The sequence below is a fragment of the Pseudomonas batumici genome, from assembly GCF_000820515.1.
GTDB classification, from domain to species: domain Bacteria; phylum Pseudomonadota; class Gammaproteobacteria; order Pseudomonadales; family Pseudomonadaceae; genus Aquipseudomonas; species Aquipseudomonas batumici.
On record NZ_JXDG01000032.1, the window covers coordinates 55,011 to 73,949 of the forward strand.

The 18,939-nt window shown below is 60.5% G+C and carries 17 protein-coding genes; 10 read left to right on the plus strand and 7 right to left on the minus strand.

What is annotated here, in order from left to right; genetic code table 11:
• The first annotated feature begins 3 nt into the window (after window positions 1-3).
• From dapF to UCMB321_RS12160, 3 genes are all read left to right on the plus strand, one after another.
• Entirely contained in the window at window positions 4-819 is an 816-nt protein-coding gene (gene dapF, locus UCMB321_RS12150) for a diaminopimelate epimerase (protein ID WP_040066929.1), read from the plus strand.
• A 59-nt stretch (window positions 820-878) separates the two neighbouring features.
• A complete protein-coding gene (locus UCMB321_RS12155) occupies window positions 879-1,379 on the plus strand; it encodes a GNAT family N-acetyltransferase (protein ID WP_040066931.1) in 501 nt (166 codons plus the stop codon).
• Window positions 1,380-1,934: 555 nt separating this feature from the next.
• Complete coding sequence (locus tag UCMB321_RS12160) at window positions 1,935-2,282, plus strand: DUF6124 family protein (RefSeq protein WP_040066933.1); 348 nt, start codon at window positions 1,935-1,937, stop codon at window positions 2,280-2,282.
• Between the two features lie 253 nt (window positions 2,283-2,535).
• On the opposite strand, the gene UCMB321_RS12165 is transcribed toward UCMB321_RS12160, so the two are convergent.
• Window positions 2,536-2,865 (minus strand): DHCW motif cupin fold protein, encoded by a 330-nt coding sequence (locus UCMB321_RS12165; RefSeq protein ID WP_040066936.1) that lies wholly within the window; start codon window positions 2,863-2,865, stop codon window positions 2,536-2,538.
• Between the two features lie 280 nt (window positions 2,866-3,145).
• Between UCMB321_RS12165 and UCMB321_RS12170 the strand changes: the two genes are divergently transcribed.
• Window positions 3,146-3,442, plus strand: coding sequence for a type II toxin-antitoxin system MqsR family toxin (locus UCMB321_RS12170; protein WP_040066938.1), 297 nt, complete (start codon window positions 3,146-3,148; stop codon window positions 3,440-3,442).
• Window positions 3,443-3,444: 2 nt separating this feature from the next.
• The gene (locus UCMB321_RS12175) at window positions 3,445-3,846 is read left to right on the plus strand and encodes a type II toxin-antitoxin system MqsA family antitoxin (protein ID WP_040066941.1); all 402 of its coding nucleotides are present in this window, start codon (window positions 3,445-3,447) and stop codon (window positions 3,844-3,846) included.
• A gap of 73 nt (window positions 3,847-3,919) precedes the next feature.
• Here UCMB321_RS12175 and UCMB321_RS12180 read toward each other — a convergent pair whose 3' ends face one another.
• The 4 genes from UCMB321_RS12180 to UCMB321_RS12195 are packed head-to-tail and all read right to left on the minus strand — an operon-like array spanning window position 3,920 to window position 8,946.
• On the minus strand, window positions 3,920-6,289 hold the full coding sequence (locus UCMB321_RS12180) for a hypothetical protein (protein ID WP_040066943.1): 2,370 nt from the start codon (window positions 6,287-6,289) through the stop codon (window positions 3,920-3,922).
• Between the two features lie 49 nt (window positions 6,290-6,338).
• Complete coding sequence (locus UCMB321_RS12185) at window positions 6,339-7,088, minus strand: ABC transporter permease (RefSeq protein WP_040066946.1); 750 nt, start codon at window positions 7,086-7,088, stop codon at window positions 6,339-6,341.
• Between the two features lie 8 nt (window positions 7,089-7,096).
• Window positions 7,097-8,098 (minus strand): ABC transporter substrate-binding protein, encoded by a 1,002-nt coding sequence (locus tag UCMB321_RS12190; protein ID WP_040066949.1) that lies wholly within the window; start codon window positions 8,096-8,098, stop codon window positions 7,097-7,099.
• The gene (locus UCMB321_RS12195; RefSeq protein ID WP_084614945.1) at window positions 8,095-8,946 is read right to left on the minus strand and encodes an ABC transporter ATP-binding protein; all 852 of its coding nucleotides are present in this window, start codon (window positions 8,944-8,946) and stop codon (window positions 8,095-8,097) included. The genes UCMB321_RS12190 and UCMB321_RS12195 overlap by 4 nt, the downstream gene beginning before the upstream one ends.
• Window positions 8,947-9,088: 142 nt before the next feature.
• On the opposite strand from UCMB321_RS12195, the gene UCMB321_RS12200 reads away from it, so the two are divergent.
• The 5 genes from UCMB321_RS12200 (at window position 9,089) to UCMB321_RS12220 (ending at window position 14,749) form a co-directional block, all read left to right on the plus strand.
• On the plus strand, window positions 9,089-9,832 hold the full coding sequence (locus tag UCMB321_RS12200) for a GntR family transcriptional regulator (RefSeq protein WP_040066951.1): 744 nt from the start codon (window positions 9,089-9,091) through the stop codon (window positions 9,830-9,832).
• A gap of 193 nt (window positions 9,833-10,025) precedes the next feature.
• Window positions 10,026-10,547: a winged helix-turn-helix transcriptional regulator gene (locus UCMB321_RS12205; RefSeq protein WP_040066952.1), complete on the plus strand. Its 522-nt coding sequence runs from the start codon at window positions 10,026-10,028 to the stop codon at window positions 10,545-10,547.
• Window positions 10,548-10,572: 25 nt separating this feature from the next.
• Window positions 10,573-11,700, plus strand: a complete 1,128-nt coding sequence (locus UCMB321_RS12210; RefSeq protein ID WP_040066953.1) for an HlyD family secretion protein — start codon at window positions 10,573-10,575, stop codon at window positions 11,698-11,700.
• Window positions 11,697-13,262 (plus strand): DHA2 family efflux MFS transporter permease subunit, encoded by a 1,566-nt coding sequence (locus UCMB321_RS12215; protein WP_040066954.1) that lies wholly within the window; start codon window positions 11,697-11,699, stop codon window positions 13,260-13,262. The genes UCMB321_RS12210 and UCMB321_RS12215 overlap by 4 nt, the downstream gene beginning before the upstream one ends.
• Window positions 13,263-13,282: 20 nt before the next feature.
• Window positions 13,283-14,749 carry an efflux transporter outer membrane subunit gene (locus tag UCMB321_RS12220; RefSeq protein ID WP_052451156.1) on the plus strand — a complete coding sequence of 489 codons (1,467 nt, stop codon included), beginning with the start codon at window positions 13,283-13,285 and terminating at the stop codon, window positions 14,747-14,749.
• Window positions 14,750-14,838: 89 nt separating this feature from the next.
• On the opposite strand, the gene UCMB321_RS12225 is transcribed toward UCMB321_RS12220, so the two are convergent.
• Both UCMB321_RS12225 and UCMB321_RS12230 read right to left on the minus strand, forming a co-directional pair.
• Entirely contained in the window at window positions 14,839-18,324 is a 3,486-nt protein-coding gene (locus UCMB321_RS12225) for a pilus assembly protein (protein WP_157015929.1), read from the minus strand.
• A gap of 42 nt (window positions 18,325-18,366) precedes the next feature.
• Window positions 18,367-18,930: a hypothetical protein gene (locus UCMB321_RS12230; RefSeq protein ID WP_040066956.1), complete on the minus strand. Its 564-nt coding sequence runs from the start codon at window positions 18,928-18,930 to the stop codon at window positions 18,367-18,369.
• Window positions 18,931-18,939 lie beyond the last annotated feature (9 nt).

Sequence of the window (18,939 nt, forward strand, 5' to 3'; positions counted from 1 at the left end):
CGTATGACGCTGAGCTTCGTGAAGATGCATGCTCACGGCGACGATTTCGTGATTGTCGACCTGCGCGGCAAAGTCGATCCGATCACCAGTGAGGTGGCCCGTCGCCTGGGCGATCGGAATCGAGGCATCGGCTTCAATCAATTGGCCGTGGTATTGGACTGTGAGGATGCGGCGGCGCGGTTGTTGTTCTGGAATCCGGATGGTTCCAGGCTCGACACCTGTGGCAGCGCGACTCGTGGCGTTGCCGATAAGCTCATGCGTGAGGCTGACACCTCTTCAATCATGCTCAGGACCAATCGTGGCTTGCTGACCTGCGTACGCGAGCCGGGTCAGCGGGTATCGGTGGATATGGGCAAGCCCCTGCTCGATTGGCGGGATATCCCGCTCGCCGAAGAAGTGGACACCAGTCGGCTGCCTCTGCCTGGAAGCCCCACGGCTTGCAGCATGGGCAATCCGCATTGCACCTTCTTCGTCGAGGACCTGGCAACGGTCGATGTGGCGGCCGTTGGACCCGGGATCGAAACCGACCCGCTTTTCCCCAGGAAGACCAATGTGCATTTCGTCCAGGTCATCGACCGCGGTCATATCCGTTTGCGCATCTGGGAGCGTGGCGGCGGTATTGCGCTCGGCTCGGGCTCCTGCTGTTGTGGCGCGGTCGTTGGCGGGATTCGGCGTGGCCTGCTGGACGACACCGTCGAGGTGGAATGTGATGGCGGGACGGTGCAGGTGAAATGGGATGGAGTCGGCGGCGTAGTGCTGACCGGATCGGTGGAACCGATTTTGTATGGCACGATTGCGAGCCATTTTCTGCAGGGCTAGAAATTTTCGGCAAGCGAAGACTCAAAACCAGGACAGTTTAAGCAAGGAGATGCAACCCAATGAATACACTCAGCGTTCGCAAGCTGGAAGAAACTGATATTGAAGCGTTGCTGACATTCGAAATCCGTAACCGTGAATGGTTCGAATCTCAGATTGATGCGCGCGCCCCATCCTTCTACTCGTTGCAGGGGGTTGCCGACCATATTGATTGCTATTTGTCCGGCTTTGCCACCGGCACCTGGCACCCATTCGTGATCGAGGACGCCAGTGAGGGAATCGTGGGTCGAGCCAATTTGAAAGACATCAACTCACCGAAGGGTTGCGCAGAAGTAGGCTATCGGGTTGACCAACGCTTTTGCGGGCAGGGACTGGCGACACTGGCTCTGAAGCATCTAATCCAGGAGGCACGGACGCACTGGAATCTTACGCAACTGGTTGCTCACGTATACAAGAATAATATTGGTTCACGGAAAGTACTTGAACGGTGTGGATTCCAGGTTGAACATGAATCCTGGATAGACAATACGAAGGACGAATGTCGATTCATCCTTTCGATCTAGAAAGTTGATGCATCAAGCAGGAGCGAAGGGTCGACAGCCGACCTTCACATCCTGCGTTCCTTGGTTACGCTTGAGCGCGCAGCTGCGTTAACCGTGGCTGTTGTCCGGTTCGTGATGGATCAGCGTGCGAAGTAACTGCGGCGACAGCTCTCGTAGATCATTCCACTATTGCACCACAAACTGTTGGATCAGGCGTCCTGAGCGGCTGAATCCAAGCCAAGTAAGACATCTCCCTTTCAATCACCTGAAATTTCCTAGAAAATTCAAACCGCTTGTGCCCGATAAACCCCACGACTAGTCTTGCGTTCGTCACCGCCAAATCGGTGACACGGACGTGCAAGTCCGCTCATATCGGTTCACAAGCACCTTCAGTCAAAAGCTGATCGACAGGCATCATGACGCCTGCTGTTTCTGCTCTATGGCGGTCGTGCGTGGGAGACTTTCGGGTCTGCCGGGGTCCGATATGCCCGGTCTTGCACACCTGCGTACGGCTGCCACCCTCAATTCGCGTGCAAGCGAACGGTGACAGCTCCACTTACATATCGGAGTTTCGCCATGTTCAAGATCACACCCAATCCGCCCGCATCACCCGGCGTTGAAACCATCGACCCGCAAGCAGCCGACCGCGCATTCGCCTACTACAACCTGACGCCCGGTGCCCACTCGACGCCTTTGCGCGCCAAGCTGCCACGCGATCTATTGCCAGAAACCAAGAGCCAGGAAGATGCCCTCGTCAACGCCTATTCCATCCTGCAATCCGCAGCGGCCACAGCCTATGAGCATGCAGACAATCAGACCGGTGCCAACCGTAAGGTGGCGATGGGTGTGGTGCATCTAATTGAGCTGGCACAGCTGTGGATGGACTCGGTACTGGACAAAGGTTTGGTCAATACAAGCGCCTGACGGCACTAGATACACAGGACACTAAACTTCTCGCGCAAGACAGGAAATACGCTGCATCGTCGTCGAGTGACTGGCTGACACCCACAATCACTCAAGACGAAATACGCTACCTGTAGGAGCCGGCTTGCTGGCGATGGCGATGTCACATTCACCACCGCTATCGCCAGCAAGCCGGCTCCTACAGGTTTGCGGCGCTTTCAAATCCACCATTCCCCTCACTGCCGAGAGGCCGGAGTCCGTCATCAGACCACGTTCAATCCACAATGAACAACTTCGCTCCGCTCGCAGTAGACGACCGATGTCCCTCGTTATTGTTGCCCACCTGATAGCTCATCCCCGCAGACAGGGTAAATCGGCGGCCATCTTCAAGCTCCGTGTCCAACGTCCCCTCCAGACACAACAGAATATGCCCTCTCCAGCACCAGTGATCGGCCAGGTATCCAGGGCTGTACTCGACCATCCGCACACGGGTCGCGCCAAACTGACAGGTCCGCCAATAGGCGGTACCCGTCTGACCTGGGTGGGCGACAGGCTCGATAGTCGACCAATCCGTCGTACCGAAGGGGATAGCCGTGAGATCCATGGAACAACTCCTTGCCGAAAAGAACTGCAGACCGTATCAACCCGCCGGGATGCCGGATAGATACAGATGGGCAGAATCGGTGGCATACGGCCTGCGAATTACCGCTGGCAATCCATCACACCAGAATACCCACGCCAAATAGAAAAAATACCGCACCAACCTGGCGATCGCGACTGACAGACCTTCTGTCGACGCCCCAAGCATCCTCCATAGAGACCGCAAACCGAGCGGCACCAAATTAACCAACTTGCCAAATAAAACCTACTAGGTTAATTTCTCTATGGAAAAGAAAACACCCCATTGCCAGCTTTCGGTTGTCAAAGCCCTGGTTGCTGCCGGACAAGTGAGATCAACCTCGTCAGCCCTGGCCGGTGCTGCTGCTCTGGGTATGGGTTTCGAAGAAATGATCAGGACCGTCATGGCACTGACAACCCAGGACTTCCATAAAAGCATGACCACCCATACCAACCACCGCATCTGGCAGGATGTGTATCGCCCCAGTACGACAGTTGGTGAGGTCTACCTGAAACTCACGGTCGTCGACGATGTACTGATCGTGTCCTTCAAGGAGCTGTAAGCATGAAATGCCCTGTTTGCGCGGCCGCCGAGTTGGTGCGCGATACCCGCGAGATACCCTACACCTACAAAGGTGAATCAACGACCATTGCAGCCGTTACCGGCGACTACTGTCCGGCCTGCGGAGAAAACGTGCTGGATTCCGCGCAGGCGTCGCGTGTCAGCGCGGCGATGCTGGAGTTCAATAAACAGGTCAATGCCTCGATCGTCGATCCGGGCTTCATTGCCGGAGTGCGCAAGCGGCTGGCATTGGATCAGCGTGAAGCGGCTGAAATTTTCGGAGGGGGTGTCAATGCGTTTTCACGCTATGAAAATGGCAAGACCAAACCGCCGTTGGCACTCGTGAAACTGTTGAAGCTGCTGGATCGTCATCCCGAATTACTGGCTGAAGTCAGGATGGCCTAGGTCCCACACGATCAAGCATCAAGAGCAGCCCATCGCGCCAGCCCCTTATAGCTGGCGCTTTCTTGGCCCAGACCTACACCGTCAAAAACAACGCCGAAGTCCAGACCCTGGACTGATCGCGCTGCCGCGCACAGATGAACAAAGGATGCTCACGCCCCGCTTCCAACTGCAACGCCGCCAGCTCGATCTGCCCTTGCACCTCTCGCGGTAGCGGCGCGTCGGTGGTCCGCTCCAGGGACACCTTCAACTCCGCCCCTGGCAACGCCTCGACCACCTGCCCCTGCGCCAGCAGTTGCTCACCGGACAACTCCATCAGCACCGTCGGCGCATGCACATGGGGTTGCGGCTCGGACGGGTCGCCGACCTTGATGTAATTGTCGATACGGCTGTGAATCTGCAAGGTCGCGCCGGCCAGTTGCGACAGGTCGATCTCGATACTGTCGGTATCGCCATTGGTGTCGGTGCGAAACGCCAGCGTCGTCGCATCCTTGCGCCACACGGTCTGCTCGGGATGATCGAGACCCAAGGCCCGGAAGCCCTTGATCACCGCGCCGGTCACGCGGATCTCGCCGGTCCAGTAGGCACCGCGATAACGGTCCTTGATCCGTGCGCCGCCCAGCCTCAGGCGAATGCCGTGGGCAGAGAAACCCAGTTCCTCATGCAGGTTGCGCGACCAGACCCGTTGCTCGCCGTCGAACAGCTCCACCTGCTCCCAACCCGCCTCCCCCAGCAACCGATAATCCAGTACCGCATCCGCCCGCGCAGTGAACACTTCACCCATGAAATGCGCACCCTGGCGCAGGCTGGCGAACGAGCGCTCACCGGTGGTGGCAAAGGTGCGACGGGCACGCAATGCCTTGCCAACACTGGCGCGGTCGAAACCGTCGGCGATCACCCCGGTCAGCCCGCCGCGTGAACCGAACACCGCCGTGGCCGGTACACCGCCACCGCAACGGCCCTGGTGCTCATCGCTGTTGGCGGCAGCACCGACCCGATAACCCCGTTGCAAGGCTTCGGCGTAGACCCAATGGAACTGCCCCCAGGCCGAACCCACTTCAATCAGGCGCTCCAGCTCCGGGTGGTGCCAGTCCAGGTTGCAACGGCGCCCGCCCACATGCGGCATCATCAGATGGCCCTCGGGGTCCTTGGCATAAGCGGCGTACAACTCGTCCACCGGCCAGGCGCCGGGCTTGATGGTGCCGGAGGTGAACTCGTTCCATTCGAACGAGCGCACCAACCGCCCCTGGTTGTCGAACGGAAACTCCGGCTTCCTGTCGTGCAGGAACACTACGTTGCGGTCGCCGCCGGCGCAGGAGTTACCGCACCATTCGGTTCCGGGATAGCAGACGAAGCGACCGGGCTCGTTGAGTTCGTGAATCAGCCTGACCGCCTGGTCCCAGCGTTGCTCGGTGATGTTGAAGTCGTTGGCGGTATAGCCGAGCACATCGAGCCCGGCGACATCCCGCCCATAGCTGAGGTTGTACAGGGTGTCATTGGTGCCCACGGTGTCGTCGGAGTGCACATGCAGGTCGGCGTAAAGCGGGCGCAATGCGCCACCGGCCGGATCGACCGTGACAAAGGCCTGGGCTCCACGGACAAAATCCCCTTGCACCTCGGCCGACAGGCGCCACTCGCCCACCGCACCGAACACCAACCCTTCCAGCCGGGCAACCGCCCAGCCTTCGGCCGCCAGACGGAACGGCTGTTGCCGCTGTTCGCCTTCAGGACCGGTCAGGCTCAGCAGACCCTCGAGCGGCAGATGGCGGCAGGTATTGCCCCAGGCATCGTCGACCCGCAGCAGCACGTCGAACGCCTCGCCGGCGCTGACCAGGCGCGGCACGATCAGTTGCACACCATGGGCCGGTCCCGGGACGATATCCAGCAGCGGATCACCCGGCACCTCGGCAAACTTCGAGCTGCCCAGCGGGTCGATGAACAGGCGGAAGCGGAAGTCCTTCTCGACAAAGCTCTGCACCCGGGTGCCCGCGCCGCCCTGGCGCCGGTCGCCCAGGCGGATAACGATGCGATCGCCGGGATTGAGGTAGCCGTCGACGATGTCGATGATCACGGCTTTCTGGAACGGCCGCTCATGGCCCTTCTGGTCGAAGCGCACCTTCAAATGCTGCACCGTGGCCTGGCTCTGCCCCGGCACCAACTCCCCGGCCTGGTACTCGGCACTGACGTAGTTGGCACCCGCCGGGTTCGAGGTCTGGAACAACGCCCAGTCGGAGTAGAACTTGAACGCCAGTTTCAGCCAGGCACCGTCCGCCAGCCCGCTGCCGCCGACCTCGTAGACCAGGGTGATCTCGTCCCATTGGCCGGCCACCAGGGTGTTGCGGTCAGAGCGGATAGAACCCAGGAACGGGCGCTGCTTGTTGCGTTCATACAGGCCTTGCGGGGCAATGTAGTGCCCGGCTTCGCGGGGATCGAACGGGTTGCTCACATGACACCTCGTACAGTTTCACTGACGGTTTGAAGGGGGCACGGGCGACTTATTGCGCGCGCCATTGCTGGTAGTGACGCTCGATGCGCCGGAACACGAAACTCTCCATCAACCAGGCAATCAGCCCGATCATGACAATGCCCAGCAGCACCTGGCTGCTGTTGCCGATCTGGCCCCCCGTGGAGACCATCCAGCCGATGCCCTGGGAGGCACCGATCATTTCCGCCGCCACCAGCGCCCGCCAGCCCTGGCTGAAGCCGATGCGCAGGGCCGCCGTGACGAACGGCAGCGAGGCCGGCAGGTAGACATGGGCGAGCAATTGCCAGGGACTGGCCCCCAGGGTACGGGCCGCGCGAACTTCGCCACCGCGAATGCCCTGCACGCCCTCCTGGATCGTCACCGCCATGGGGAACACCGCGGCAATGAAGATCACCAGCACGATGGACAGGTAACCCAGGCCGAAGATGATCATGATCAGCGGCGCCCAGGCGATCGGCGGGATGGCCATGAACAGGCTGTTGAGCGGCGCGATGAAGTCGCGAAAACGCGCGGACAATCCGCCCGCCGCCCCCAGCAGCACCGCGACCACGACCGCCGCGCAGAACCCGCCGAGCTCCTCCAGGACGCTGGCTTGCAGGTGCTGCCAGAGCGATCCGTCGCCCAGCCAACGCAGGGTCTCGCGGGCGACCTCCCAGGGTTGCGGCAGGATGTAGGTGGGAAAACGACTGGCCAGGGCCACCCAGATCAGCAACAGGAAAGGCAGCGAGGCCCATCCCCAATTCGGTTTTGGCAAGGACATGGGCAGACTCAACGCGAAGCTCGTTCCAGGTAGGTGGTGTCGACGAGTTGCTCGGTCATGAGCGGGGCGTCGACAAAGCCCAGGTCATGGGAGTAGTTCATCAGGCGCTGGATGAACTGGATGTCTGCGGCCTGCAAGTCCGCCGACCAGCCCAGCCGGGTGCGGGCCTGGGCGACGATGGTTTGCGGGGCGATGGTCTTGCCGTCGGGTCCTTGCACGGCTTCGAGCTTGAAGGCCTCGGCGATGATTCGGTTCGACTCGTCGGGATGCTCGTTGAGAAAGGCGATGGCCTTGCGATGGGCGCGCAGCAGTTTCACCACGTCGTCCGGTCGCTCCTGCAAGGTTTTCGGCAAGGCGATTACCACGTACCAGGGGTATTGCGGCAAGGCCTGGTTGACGTCGAACAGCACCCGACTGGAACCCCGCAGCAACGACTGGCTGACAAAGGGTTCCCAGGAAAACGCCGCATCGACGATGCCGCGCTCCAGGGCGGCGTTCATGTTGCCGGGAGGCATGTCGATGATGTTGAGGTCGGCGTCGGGATTGAGTCCGGCCTTTTCCTTGAGCACATAGCCTCTCAGCAGCACGTCCATGCCACTGCCCTTCTTCACCCCGGCGAGTTTTTTGCCCTTGAGGTCGGCCAGGGAGTTGCTCGGGCTCTTGCTGTCGACGATCACCGCCGCCTGGCCGTAATTGACCTTGGCCAGGATCCGGCTCTGCAACCCTCGGGAAAACCACTGGTACACCGGCGGCGTACCGACATAGGCCATGTCCAGTTCACCGGCGGCCAACGCCTGCTGGATCACCGGACCATCGCCCAACGCCTTGAGATCCACCACCAGGCCTTCATCGCGGTAGTAGCCCTGCTTGTCGGCGATCAGCGCCGGGGCATTGGCCATGGCAAACACATACCCCACCCGTAGCGGCCTGGTTTCGTTGGCGACACCCGATGGGCTGCCGGCCACCGCGGCAACCGACAATGAAAGGGCAAGCAGCGTACGTTTGATCATGGGATCGACTCGGTTTCAAGGACCAGGGAAAGGGATGGGGAAACGCGGGCCTCCGACAGCGCCATGACCTGGGAAATACGCTCCATCAGCTCATTGCGGTAATCGAGGAAAGCCGGCAGGCGGCGGGTTTTCAGATTGGAACGCGGGCGTGGCAGCTGGATCTTCAGTTCGCTGTGAATACCGCCCGGAGCGATGTTGAGGACGATGACCCGGTCAGCCAGAAACACCGCCTCGTCGATATCGTGGGTAATGAACAAGACGGTCTGGCCCAGTTCGGCCCAGATCCGCAGGGTTTCTTCATTCATGTGGCTGCGGCTGATCGCGTCCAGCGCGGCGAACGGCTCATCCATCAGCAATACCTCGGGCTCCAGCGCCAAGGTACGGGCCAACGAGACCCGCTGCTGCATGCCGCCGGAAAGCTGATGGGGCAAACGCTGCGCGGCCTGCCCAAGCCCGACCAGGCGCAGGTACTGCAAGGCTCGTTCGCGCTGTTGCGATTCGCTGAGATCGGCGGCCATGCGCAGGCCGAAACGGACGTTTTCCAGGGCCGTCAGCCAGGGAAACAACTGCGGCGCCTGGAACACATAACCCAGCTCCGAGCGCTCCGGACTCACCGGGGCCTGGTTCAGGCGGATCTGCCCCGCCTGCGGCTGGACGAAACCCGACAACAGGTTCAGCAAGGTGGTCTTGCCGCAGCCGGACGGCCCCAGGATGGCGACAAACTCGCCGGGAGCGGCGCCCAGGCTGAAGGAGGAAAACACCCGCTGCCCATTGGGGTAGCTGAAGCTGATTTGCTCGACGCTCAGCGCATCGGCCGCAGGCTGCACACGAAGGTAGGTTTCTGGCATGGCACGTGTCGTCAGATCGCTTAAAATGAGATTGCCTGACATAATACGTATTAATACAAGTTGTCCCAATAATCTGTTTTTATAACCTTAGAAGCTAAGGCTCACGAGGAGCACCGCGCTTCTGCGATCACGGAACCCGGCAGTGTCCACGCCCATTCTTCGCGACAGCAGCACCTCGCTCTACGAACAGATCGCCCACCAGTTGCTGGAGGAGATCCAGCGTGGCGCCTACGAGCCCAGCGGCAAGCTGCCCTCCGAGGCCGCGCTGGGCCAGCGCTTCGCGGTCAGCCGCGTGACCATCCGCCTGGCCGTGGGCAAGCTCAGCGACGACGGGGTGGTGGAACGCAAGCAAGGCAAAGGCACCTTCGTTGCCGCCAAGCAGGTCCGGCATGGTCTCGATGCCCTGCGCAGTTTTCATGAGGCGTTGCTGCTGCAAGGTCTCAAGCCGAGCATGCGCGTCCTCGACCATCAGCTGCAGCCGGTTCCCGAGGCATTATCCGGCTTGTTTGCCGATGCCGGGCACTGCCTGCTGCTGGAGCGCCTGCACTTTGTCGACGACGAACCCATTGCCCTGGGTCGCAGCCACCTGCCGGCCGAACTGGCGAATGTCTTGTGGCGCGAGGCCGAGCACCGGCCGATCTATTCGATCCTGGAGTCGATCATCGGCTCCCCGGTCACCCGCGCCGACATGACGATTCGGGCCCAGGAAGCCGACAGGCACCTGGCCCAGACCCTGAAGGTCAAACGTGGCGCGGCGCTGCTGGTGATGGAGCGCACCTCGTACTTCGCCGATGGCCGCTGCTGCGATCGGACCACCTTCTTTATCCGCCCGGAACGCTACGCGTTTGTCCTCAGCGGTGTTTTCAAGTCCGGCCCAGCCCATTGAAACCGGGGCGCCCAGCCCCGTCCCAGCTGACTCCCTCCCCCTACGCCATCGAATGAGCAGGCAATCGCGCCGCCCCGGCGCCGAGCGCTAGCCGACGATCGGCAGAGATTTTTTTCAAAAGTCACTTTCATTATGAAATTCACTATGAAATATTATGACCGTAATACAAACGAACGCCGATTCGGAGACCCCGATGAAAAGAGCCAGCTTCCAACCCATGCCTTGCCCGGTCGCCCATGCCCTGGAGCACATCGGTGACGGCTGGAGCCTGCTGATCCTGCGCGATGCCTTCTACGGCCTGCGCCGTTTCGACGAGTTCCTCAACAGCCTGGGTATCGCCTCGAACACCCTGACCCGCCGTCTGAATGACCTGGTCGCTACCGGTTTGCTGGAGCGCCGTCCCTACCAGGACAACCCGCCACGCAATGAGTACCACCTCACCGAAGCCGGCCTGGATCTGCGTCCGGTGATCCTCACGCTGATGGCCTGGGGCGCCCGCCACGCCAGCGGCTCGGACAAGGTTTTCCTGGCGGACGAAACAACCGGACAACCCGTGGCGCTGGCGTTGATGGATGCCAATACCGGCAAACCCATCACCCGCGAGGGCCACCGGGTCCATGTGTCACACGATGCCGATGCATTGACCCAATGGCGTGTCCGTACCGGCCAGGCCTACCGCCAGAGCGATGCTCTGGTCAGCCACTTTCCCAATTAATTTTTCTCAAAAAGGTCATTTCGCCATGACAGCTCAAGTCGGCACTGCGCCCGAATCAGCAGACACCCCCGTCTCCTACACCCGCGTTAGCCGCAAGAAAGCCTTGCGCCTGGGGCTGCTGAGCCTCGCCGTGATCGGCGCCGTCGGCTATGGCAGCCATTGGTGGTTGGTCAGCCGCTACATCGAAGACACCGACGACGCCTACGTAGGCGCCGATGTCACGGTCATCAGCGCCAAGGTGCCGGGCTATATCAGTGAGGTGGCGGTGCAGGACAACCAGTTTGTCAAAGCCGGCGACCTGCTTGCCCGTATCGATGTACGCGATTACCGCGCCGCCCTGGCCAAGGCCGATGGCGCCGTGGCGGCACAGCAGGCCACCCTGGTCAATCTCGATGCGACCGAACAGTTGCAACAGGCGGTGATCAACCAGGCCAAGGCGCAGATCGACGCTTCGGATGCCGAAACGCAACGGGCTGGAGACGATCATGCGCGCTATCAGAACCTGGTTCGCAGCCAGGCCGTATCGGTCGAAAGTGCCCAGCGAGTCGATGCCACCTGGAAGACCGCGCGTGCCGACCACGCCCGCGCCGAAGCCGGGCTGCTGGCGGCACGCCGGCAACTGGACGTGATCGACAGCCAGCGCGGCCAGGCCCGGGCAGCCCTGCAACAGGCGCAAGCCGAACGCGAACAGGCCCAACTGAACATCGGCTATACCGAGTTGCGTGCCCCCGTGGATGGTTACGTCGGTAACCGCCGCGCCAGGGTCGGCACCTACGCCGCCGCCGGCAGCCAACTGATCTCGGTAGTACCGGCGAAGGGACTGTGGGTCGACGCCAACTTCAAGGAAGACCAGCTAGCCCGCATGCAGGTGGGTCAATCTGTCAGCGTTCGGGCCGATATCCTGCCCGGCCGTGAGTTCCACGGTCACATCGAAAGCCTGGCGCCGGCCACGGGTGCGCAGTTCAGCGTATTGCCACCGGAAAACGCCACGGGCAACTTCACCAAGATCGTCCAACGCGTGCCGGTGCGGGTACGTCTGGACGGTGTCGATGCTCAATTGGGGGCACTGCGCCCCGGGTTGTCGGTGGTGACCCAAGTGAACACCCGTGAGGCGTTGCAGCCCGACAACGCTGCAGTGGCAGGCCAGCCATGAGCATCCCACTGCCCACACTGACCATGGCACAGAAAGTGGCGGCCTTCGCCACCATGTGCGTCGGCATGTTCATCGCCCTGATCGATATCCAGATCGTCTCCGCGTCGCTCAAGGACATCGGCGGCGGCCTCTCGGCCGGCGCCGACGACACGGCCTGGGTGCAGACCGCCTACCTCATCGCGGAGATCATCGTGATCCCCATGTCCGGCTGGCTCTCGCGGGTGATGAGTACGCGCTGGCTGTTCGCCGTGTCGGCAGCCGGTTTCACCTTGACCAGCCTGCTGTGTGCCTTGGCCTGGAACATCCAGAGCATGATCGCCTTTCGCGCCTTGCAGGGCTTTCTCGGCGGCTCGATGATCCCGCTGGTGTTCACCACGGCATTCATGTATTTCACCGGCAAGCAGCGGGTGATCGCCGCCTCCACCATCGGCGCCATCGCCTCGCTGGCCCCGACCCTGGGCCCGGCGGTGGGCGGCTGGATCACCGACGTTTCATCCTGGCACTGGCTGTTCTATATCAACCTGGTACCCGGCCTGTTCGTGACCTTCGTCGTGCCGATGCTGGTCAAGGTCGACCGCCCCAACCCGGCCTTGCTCAAGGGCGCCGACTATATCGGCATGTTCCTGATGGCGGTGTTTCTCGGTTGCCTGGAGTACACCCTGGAAGAAGGGCCGCGCTGGAACTGGTTCAGCGACAGCACCATCGCCACCACCGCCTGGATCGCGGGCATCAGCGGCGCCTTGTTCATCTGGCGCTGCCTGGAAATTGCCGAACCCATCGTCGATCTGCGCGCGCTGAGCGATCGCAACTTTGCCCTGGGCTGCCTGTTTTCCTTTATCACCGGGATCGGCATTTTCGCCACCATCTACCTGACCCCACTGTTTCTCGGACGGGTACGTGGATACGGCTCGCTGGACATCGGCCTGGCGGTGTTTTCCACCGGTATATTCCAGCTGTTGGCGATCCCGGTGTATGCAATATTGGCCAACCGCATCGACCTGCGCTGGATTCTCATGCTGGGGCTTTCCCTGTTTGCCCTGTCGATGTGGGACTTCTCCCCCATCACCCACGACTGGGGCGCCAAGGAACTGCTGCTGCCACAAGCCCTGCGTGGCTTCGCCCAGCAAATGGCGGTGCCACCCGTGGTGACCCTCACCCTGGGCTCACTGGCTCCCGCACGCCTGAAACTGGCTTCCGGCCTGTTCAACCTGATGCGCAACCTCGGTGGCGCCATCGGCATCGCCGCCTGCGCCACCGTGCTCAACGACCGGACCAACCTGCACTTCCTGAGACTGGCCGAGCACCTCAATACCCGCAACGAAGCCATGAATACCTGGCTCGACCAACTGACCGCGAACGCCCAACTGCTCGGACAGAACAGCATCGATGCCGGCCAGCTCGCCATGCGTCAACTCTGGGCCCTGACCTGGCGGGAGGCACAAACGCTGACCTATGCCGACGCCTTCCTGATGATCATGGTCTGCTTCGTCGCCGCCACCTTGCTGGTGCCGTTGATGCACAAGGTCCAGCCCCCCAAACAACCGTCCGCCGACGCTCATTAATCACGCTTGAGGATTATTCGATGAACACCTTGCTTGATCGCATGCTTCCCCGCGGGCGCTTTGTACTGGCTGCGCTGGCCATCACGGTGGCCGGCTGCACGGTGGGCCCGGACTACCAGCGCCCCGCCGATCAGGCCGCCGCCCGGTTCATGGCCCAGGACGCCCTGCAACAGCGCGACGCCGGGCGCCCCGCCCCCGCGCTGGAAAGCTGGTGGAAAGGCTTTGATGACCCGCAACTGACCCAGCTGATCCAGAAGGTCCTGGCGCAGAATCTCGACCTCGCCGTGGCCATGGCCCGCGTGGACCAGGCGCGTGCCGTCGCCCAGGAGGCCGGCGCGACGCGCATGCCTCAAGGCAGCCTCGATGGCCAGGTGGTGCGGCAGCGCCAGTCGCTGGAAAGCCCCGAGGGCCAACTGGCGAGCCATCAGCCCGGCTACGAGCGCAATCAGACCCTGAGCAACATCGGCGCCGGCGCGAGCTGGGAGCTGGATCTGGCGGGAGGGCTCAAGCGCGGCGAGCAGGCGGCGCTGGACGACGCCCAGGCCGCACAAGCCAGCCAGGCCGGCGTACGGGTTTCCGTTGCCGCCGAAGCGGCGGATGCTTACTTGCGCATTCGCGGTGCCCAGCAGCGTATCCAGGTGACCGAACAGCAGATCAAGAACCAGGGCGATCTGCTCGCCCTGGTCGAGGCCCGCCTGGCCCAGGGGCTGGGCAACCAGCGCGAGACCGCCCAGGCCCGGGCGGTGCTGCAACAGGCGCGTACCACCCTGCCGCCGTTGCGCACCGAACTGGCGGTGCAACTCAACCGCCTCGACGTGCTGATGGGCGTCGCACCCGGTACCTATGCCCGCGACCTGGCCGGCACGGCACCGGAAAAAATCGATTACAAGGTTCCGCAGATCCCGGCCAACATAGCCCCTGGGGAGATGCTGCGCCGTCGCCCGGATGTCATTGCCGCCGAGCGGCGCCTGGCGGCCAGCAACGAGCGTATCGGCGTGGCGGTTGCCGAGTTCTATCCGAAGGTTTCGCTGGGCGGCCTGCTGGGTTTCTCCAGCCTGCACAGCGGCTCGCTGTTCACCGCCCAGGCCTTCCAGCCGCAGGCGCTGTTGGGGCTGCATTGGCGCCTGTTCGATTTCGGCCGTGTCGACGCCGAGGTCGCCCAGGCCAAGGGCGCAAACGCCCAGGCGCTGGCCGAATACCGCCAGTCGATGCTGCGCGCCAGCGAGGACGTGGAGAACGCCGTGGTGACCCTGACTCAACTCGAGGCCCAACGTCAGGAACTGGCCCTTGAAATCACCTCCAGGCAAACCGCGCGACAAGCCGCGAGCGAGGCGTACCAGGGCGGCGCGGTGAGCCTGATCGAAGTGTTGAACGAGGACAGCGAACTGCTGCGCACACGCAACCAGATGGCCGAGCTCAATGCCAACGATGCGCGTGCCGCAGTGGCCACCTTCCGAGCCCTCGGGGGCGGCTGGAGCGTGGAGTAGCGCCGAGTTCAAATCGCCTGGCCATCAGGGACTACGGTCTTTGATGGCGGCGATTTTATTCATTCGCTGTTTCATTAGCTTATTGCACGCTAATTTCGAACTTCCCGCCAAAAAATCTTGTGCATGGCCGTCGCCCCTTTTCCGAGCAAGGCGAGACTGATCACGCTGTTATCGGAGCCGTGACTAAAGCTGATCACCGTACCGTTGGACAGCACAGCGACCACCGGGCGAGATGTGAGGTTGCTTCCCAAGCTCCGACCCGCCCAGGGGGTGATGCCCGTGGCGAAGTACGAGTTATCCAGCTGTCCGCCGGAACCTTCATCGACTTGATACTGATAGCTATTTGAACTGCAGGCCGTCGTGGACGGCGCGTTGGAGTTCAAGACCAACGTACCGAAAGCCAACTGCATGTCCGACGTCACCCCCTCCCCGCCAGGCAAGTCGAAGTACCAGCCCTTCTGCGTTGAGTAGTTGACGGTATTCTTGGTAATGGTCCGGGTCCCATCCGCATTCACGGTGACTGTCTGCGGAACAAGCACGCTACGAGGCGAGCTGGTACCCGTGTAGACCGTCCCATCATCCAGAAAGGCGTAAACGCTTTGGATTTGAGTGGAGCTGAAGTCCGACGTGGCCAGGGACCGACCTGTACCGACAAAGATCGCCGTCTTGCTGTTCACTTGCCCCACCTCGACACTCTGAGTAATGGGTTGGGCGGCACCACTGCCGTCCTGCAAGAGCGCAATGCGGGCAACAGACCAGTTCGCCGGATTTGGATCCGAGATATCGAACTTGAAGACATTACCGTTCAGATCGCCTGCATAGACCGCCGAGGCGGTGATCCCATCAGAGGAATAGGCTGAAAGGTGGGCCAGCCCGGCCGGAGACAGTGAGGTTCCATAGCCGGTAGGGATGTCACGAATCACGGCACCGGTGTCAGGATTCAGAACGAACATATGGCCCGCATAATCCCCACCGTTGTTGTAGCCTGACGAAACCATGACGACATATCCGGCGGCCGTATTGGTAATCAACGGCTGGCCATAAGAAAGCCCCACGTTATTGGTCACGCTCGACGAGGTGCTGGCGTTGGGAAACTCCCATTTCACCTTCGAGGCCAGGTCTGCCGAACTGGTGGCTGCCGGGTTCGTTACATCAAGTGCGTAATAACCATTCCCCCCCGCGCGAAGCCCTGCCACCAGCAAGGTCTTCCATGTCCCTGATGAATTGACATCACGAACAGTCGGCGTACCGTCCACGGTGAACGTGTGATTGTAGGTTTTCTGGGATAACGAGTTGAGTTTTGCAAGCACCAGGCTTGGAATGTAAGCCCACAGCTCACCACCGTTGCTGGCATCAATCGCATGCAGCATACCGTCGTTGCCGCCCTGATAGACGACACTTTTGCGTCCGGCAATAGTCTGACCGAAAGTCGTATAAGTGCTGTCAGTCGTTATGCTCCAGGAGCGTTTGTTATTCACCATCACCGGCTCTGCATCCACCAGATCGCCCAGGACATGGGTCCGGGTACGGTACAAGGTACCTTCGTTGGAGCGATCCCCCTTCAACCAGTTGGCAACCGTGAGATTGTCCGTGGCGCTCGGGGAATTGAGCAGCGCCGTTTGTGTGGAACTCAATCCATCGGGAAAAATGGCACCACTGCTGCCCGTGTAAGAAGCAAACTTTCTGGTCGTCCAGCTCAAGGCATCCAGCGTTGCTTGAAAACTCCACAGCGAGCTGCTGGCCGAGGTGTTCCCCGTGGTGAGATCGATCGGCGCGGCCACCAAGTCGCCATACCAAGAGGACGCATTGAAACTGGCAATGTAGGCCGTGTTGTCACCCGGCTGGATATTGATGTTGGAGACGCTGATCGCGCCTCCCGCTCCCGACTTGTTCAGCAGATCGGCAATGATGCTCTTGATCGAAGTGGTGGCACTCACGCTGTCGGTGGCCAACAGCATCTTGCCCCGGCCATTAATGGTCGCATGGTACAGGTCATCAACAGCGGTCGGGCTGTGCGCCACGTTGGGGTTGGGCCATGTGGGGGCGTAGGTGTAGGGGTCTTTATCTTGATTGGATCCCGTCCCGAAGATTGTCCCCTGCGCACCCAGTGTCATCCCGTACGTGTTCATGTGCAGGTTAGGGTTCTTGTCTGCGCTTGGCGAAGTCGCATTCGGATCATAAGGCACCCGACCGGCTGTAAAGCTGGAACTGCCCAAGGTGTTGCTATAGTAAGAAGCCGCCAAATCCGCCAACGTACCTGAGTAGGTCGTGGTATAGGGCGCTGAAGTGAACCACGGACTGGACGAGTAAGCGGGAGGCGTCGTGGTCGAGGCGTCAGCAAACCCGTCAGTTACGATCATGATGCTATTGCGCTGGCAAGCGTACTGAATGTAGGTCTCGCTGCTGTCGTTCTTATAAAGATCACCGATTGCTTTCAAAAGCGTACGGGTAGGCGTACCACCCGCCCCAAACACGCGATAGATCAATCCAAGCAGATACTGGTAATTGGTAGCCGGTGTCGTTGAGTTAAGATCCACCATACTGGCCACGTTGCTGGAATCCATCCAGCGGGCGCCCATGCGAAGATTGGTCAATTGAGGCAGTACCGCAGACATGGCAGAGGACAGCATCAGTCGGCGCTTGCGGTAATAGGTGAACCAATTGGCAAAATTCTGCATTTCCGCCGCATAGCTGCGACCCGATGGGAAGGTGTTGCTCGACTTGATTTCATATCGACGAAGCAGGCTCCCATCGGGAGCGGTTGCACATGCAGGCGCCCCGTTCGTACACGTCGCATCCTTGACCCAATACGTGGCTGGGTAATAGGGAATCGTAATATCGTAGTACGAGTTCGTGTAACCCGAGCTTGTGCCCACCGTCACATCGGTGGTGATGCTGGTACTGCCATTCTTGATCCCTGAAATCGTTGAACCCGGAATCACCATCCCGGTATAGAACCTGAACGTCCATCCGCTGGTACCGTTGGTTAGCGTATTGGTCAGGTCATAGGTCACAGTGGGCGATTCCGTAGGGTGGATTCGTGCCGCCGTGGGAACAGAATTGCTGTAGGTGGTCGTGGTGCCACTATAATAATCAGCGGCCCACGGAACATAAGTCGTATTGGGGTTGTAGTACAGGGGGTTGTATTCATAATCCCGCAAGTAGGCGTAGCTCGGGATGAAGGGTGCGGCGTAACCCTCCCCGGCCGCCGCGGTGTCTACGTATTTTCGGGAACTATTAGGGAATAGGTACTCATACTTTAGCCACGTCGAGCTTGTGCCTCCAGCAGAGTTATAGTTCGGAGCATAGTTGGTGGCGCTATAAACATCGGAACTGTTCCACCCGGTAAATCCAGCCTTGCCGGAAGTCGAGTTATACCACAGGGCACCGTCGTTACTCGTCAGCAACACTTCGGTGTCCATCGAGCCTGAGTCGTCAATCCCCAGTATCATATTGGGCTCGACCACATTCATCATGCCCAATGGGAGCTGAGCAATGTCCGTCGTCGCTGCAAAAGCTGGAGAGACCACCCCGGCCAGGAAAAATATTACCCGTGATCTCACCCACTTATGCATACACCCCAGCCCCTGTTTTTTTAACAACACTGACTTTATCGTTTATCTTGAAATGGTTGTCTGGGTCGTTACCACGGCTCCCTTGGGGCCAGTGGTTTTTACCGTTACCCGGTATAAAATAGGGTACGACATGAGCGATTTACCATCTTGATTCCCGCCCCGCAGGCTGTAGCTACCTCCGTTAGCCGCTGTCGGTTTTTCGACTTGGCACTGCGTTCCCGTGCTCGTGACGACGGTGACCGTACAAAGACGCTCGATATAATAGGTAGAAGAATAGGCACTCGAAAGCACCACCGGGTTCAGGCAACTCCAGCCATCTCCCGTGGCGCAAGGGAGGGGTAAACCGTTGGCATCTCTGTTGGTCAGAATGGTTGGGGAGTAGATACCTGGGTCAGCCGCGGTCAAATCGGCCTTGCCGGAGATATAGCTCTTGACGGTCGGCAATATGCTATCCGAGGCCGCCAGCGCACCTTCCCGATAGGAGTAGTTCCCCACGGTGGTGACATTCATGTTGACCGAGCGGATTAATCCAACCGAGGCGATCAAAAATATCGTCAGCAAAATAAGGGTGAGGATAAGAACCGCACCTTTCTGGTTATTTTTCATCGCTGCCTT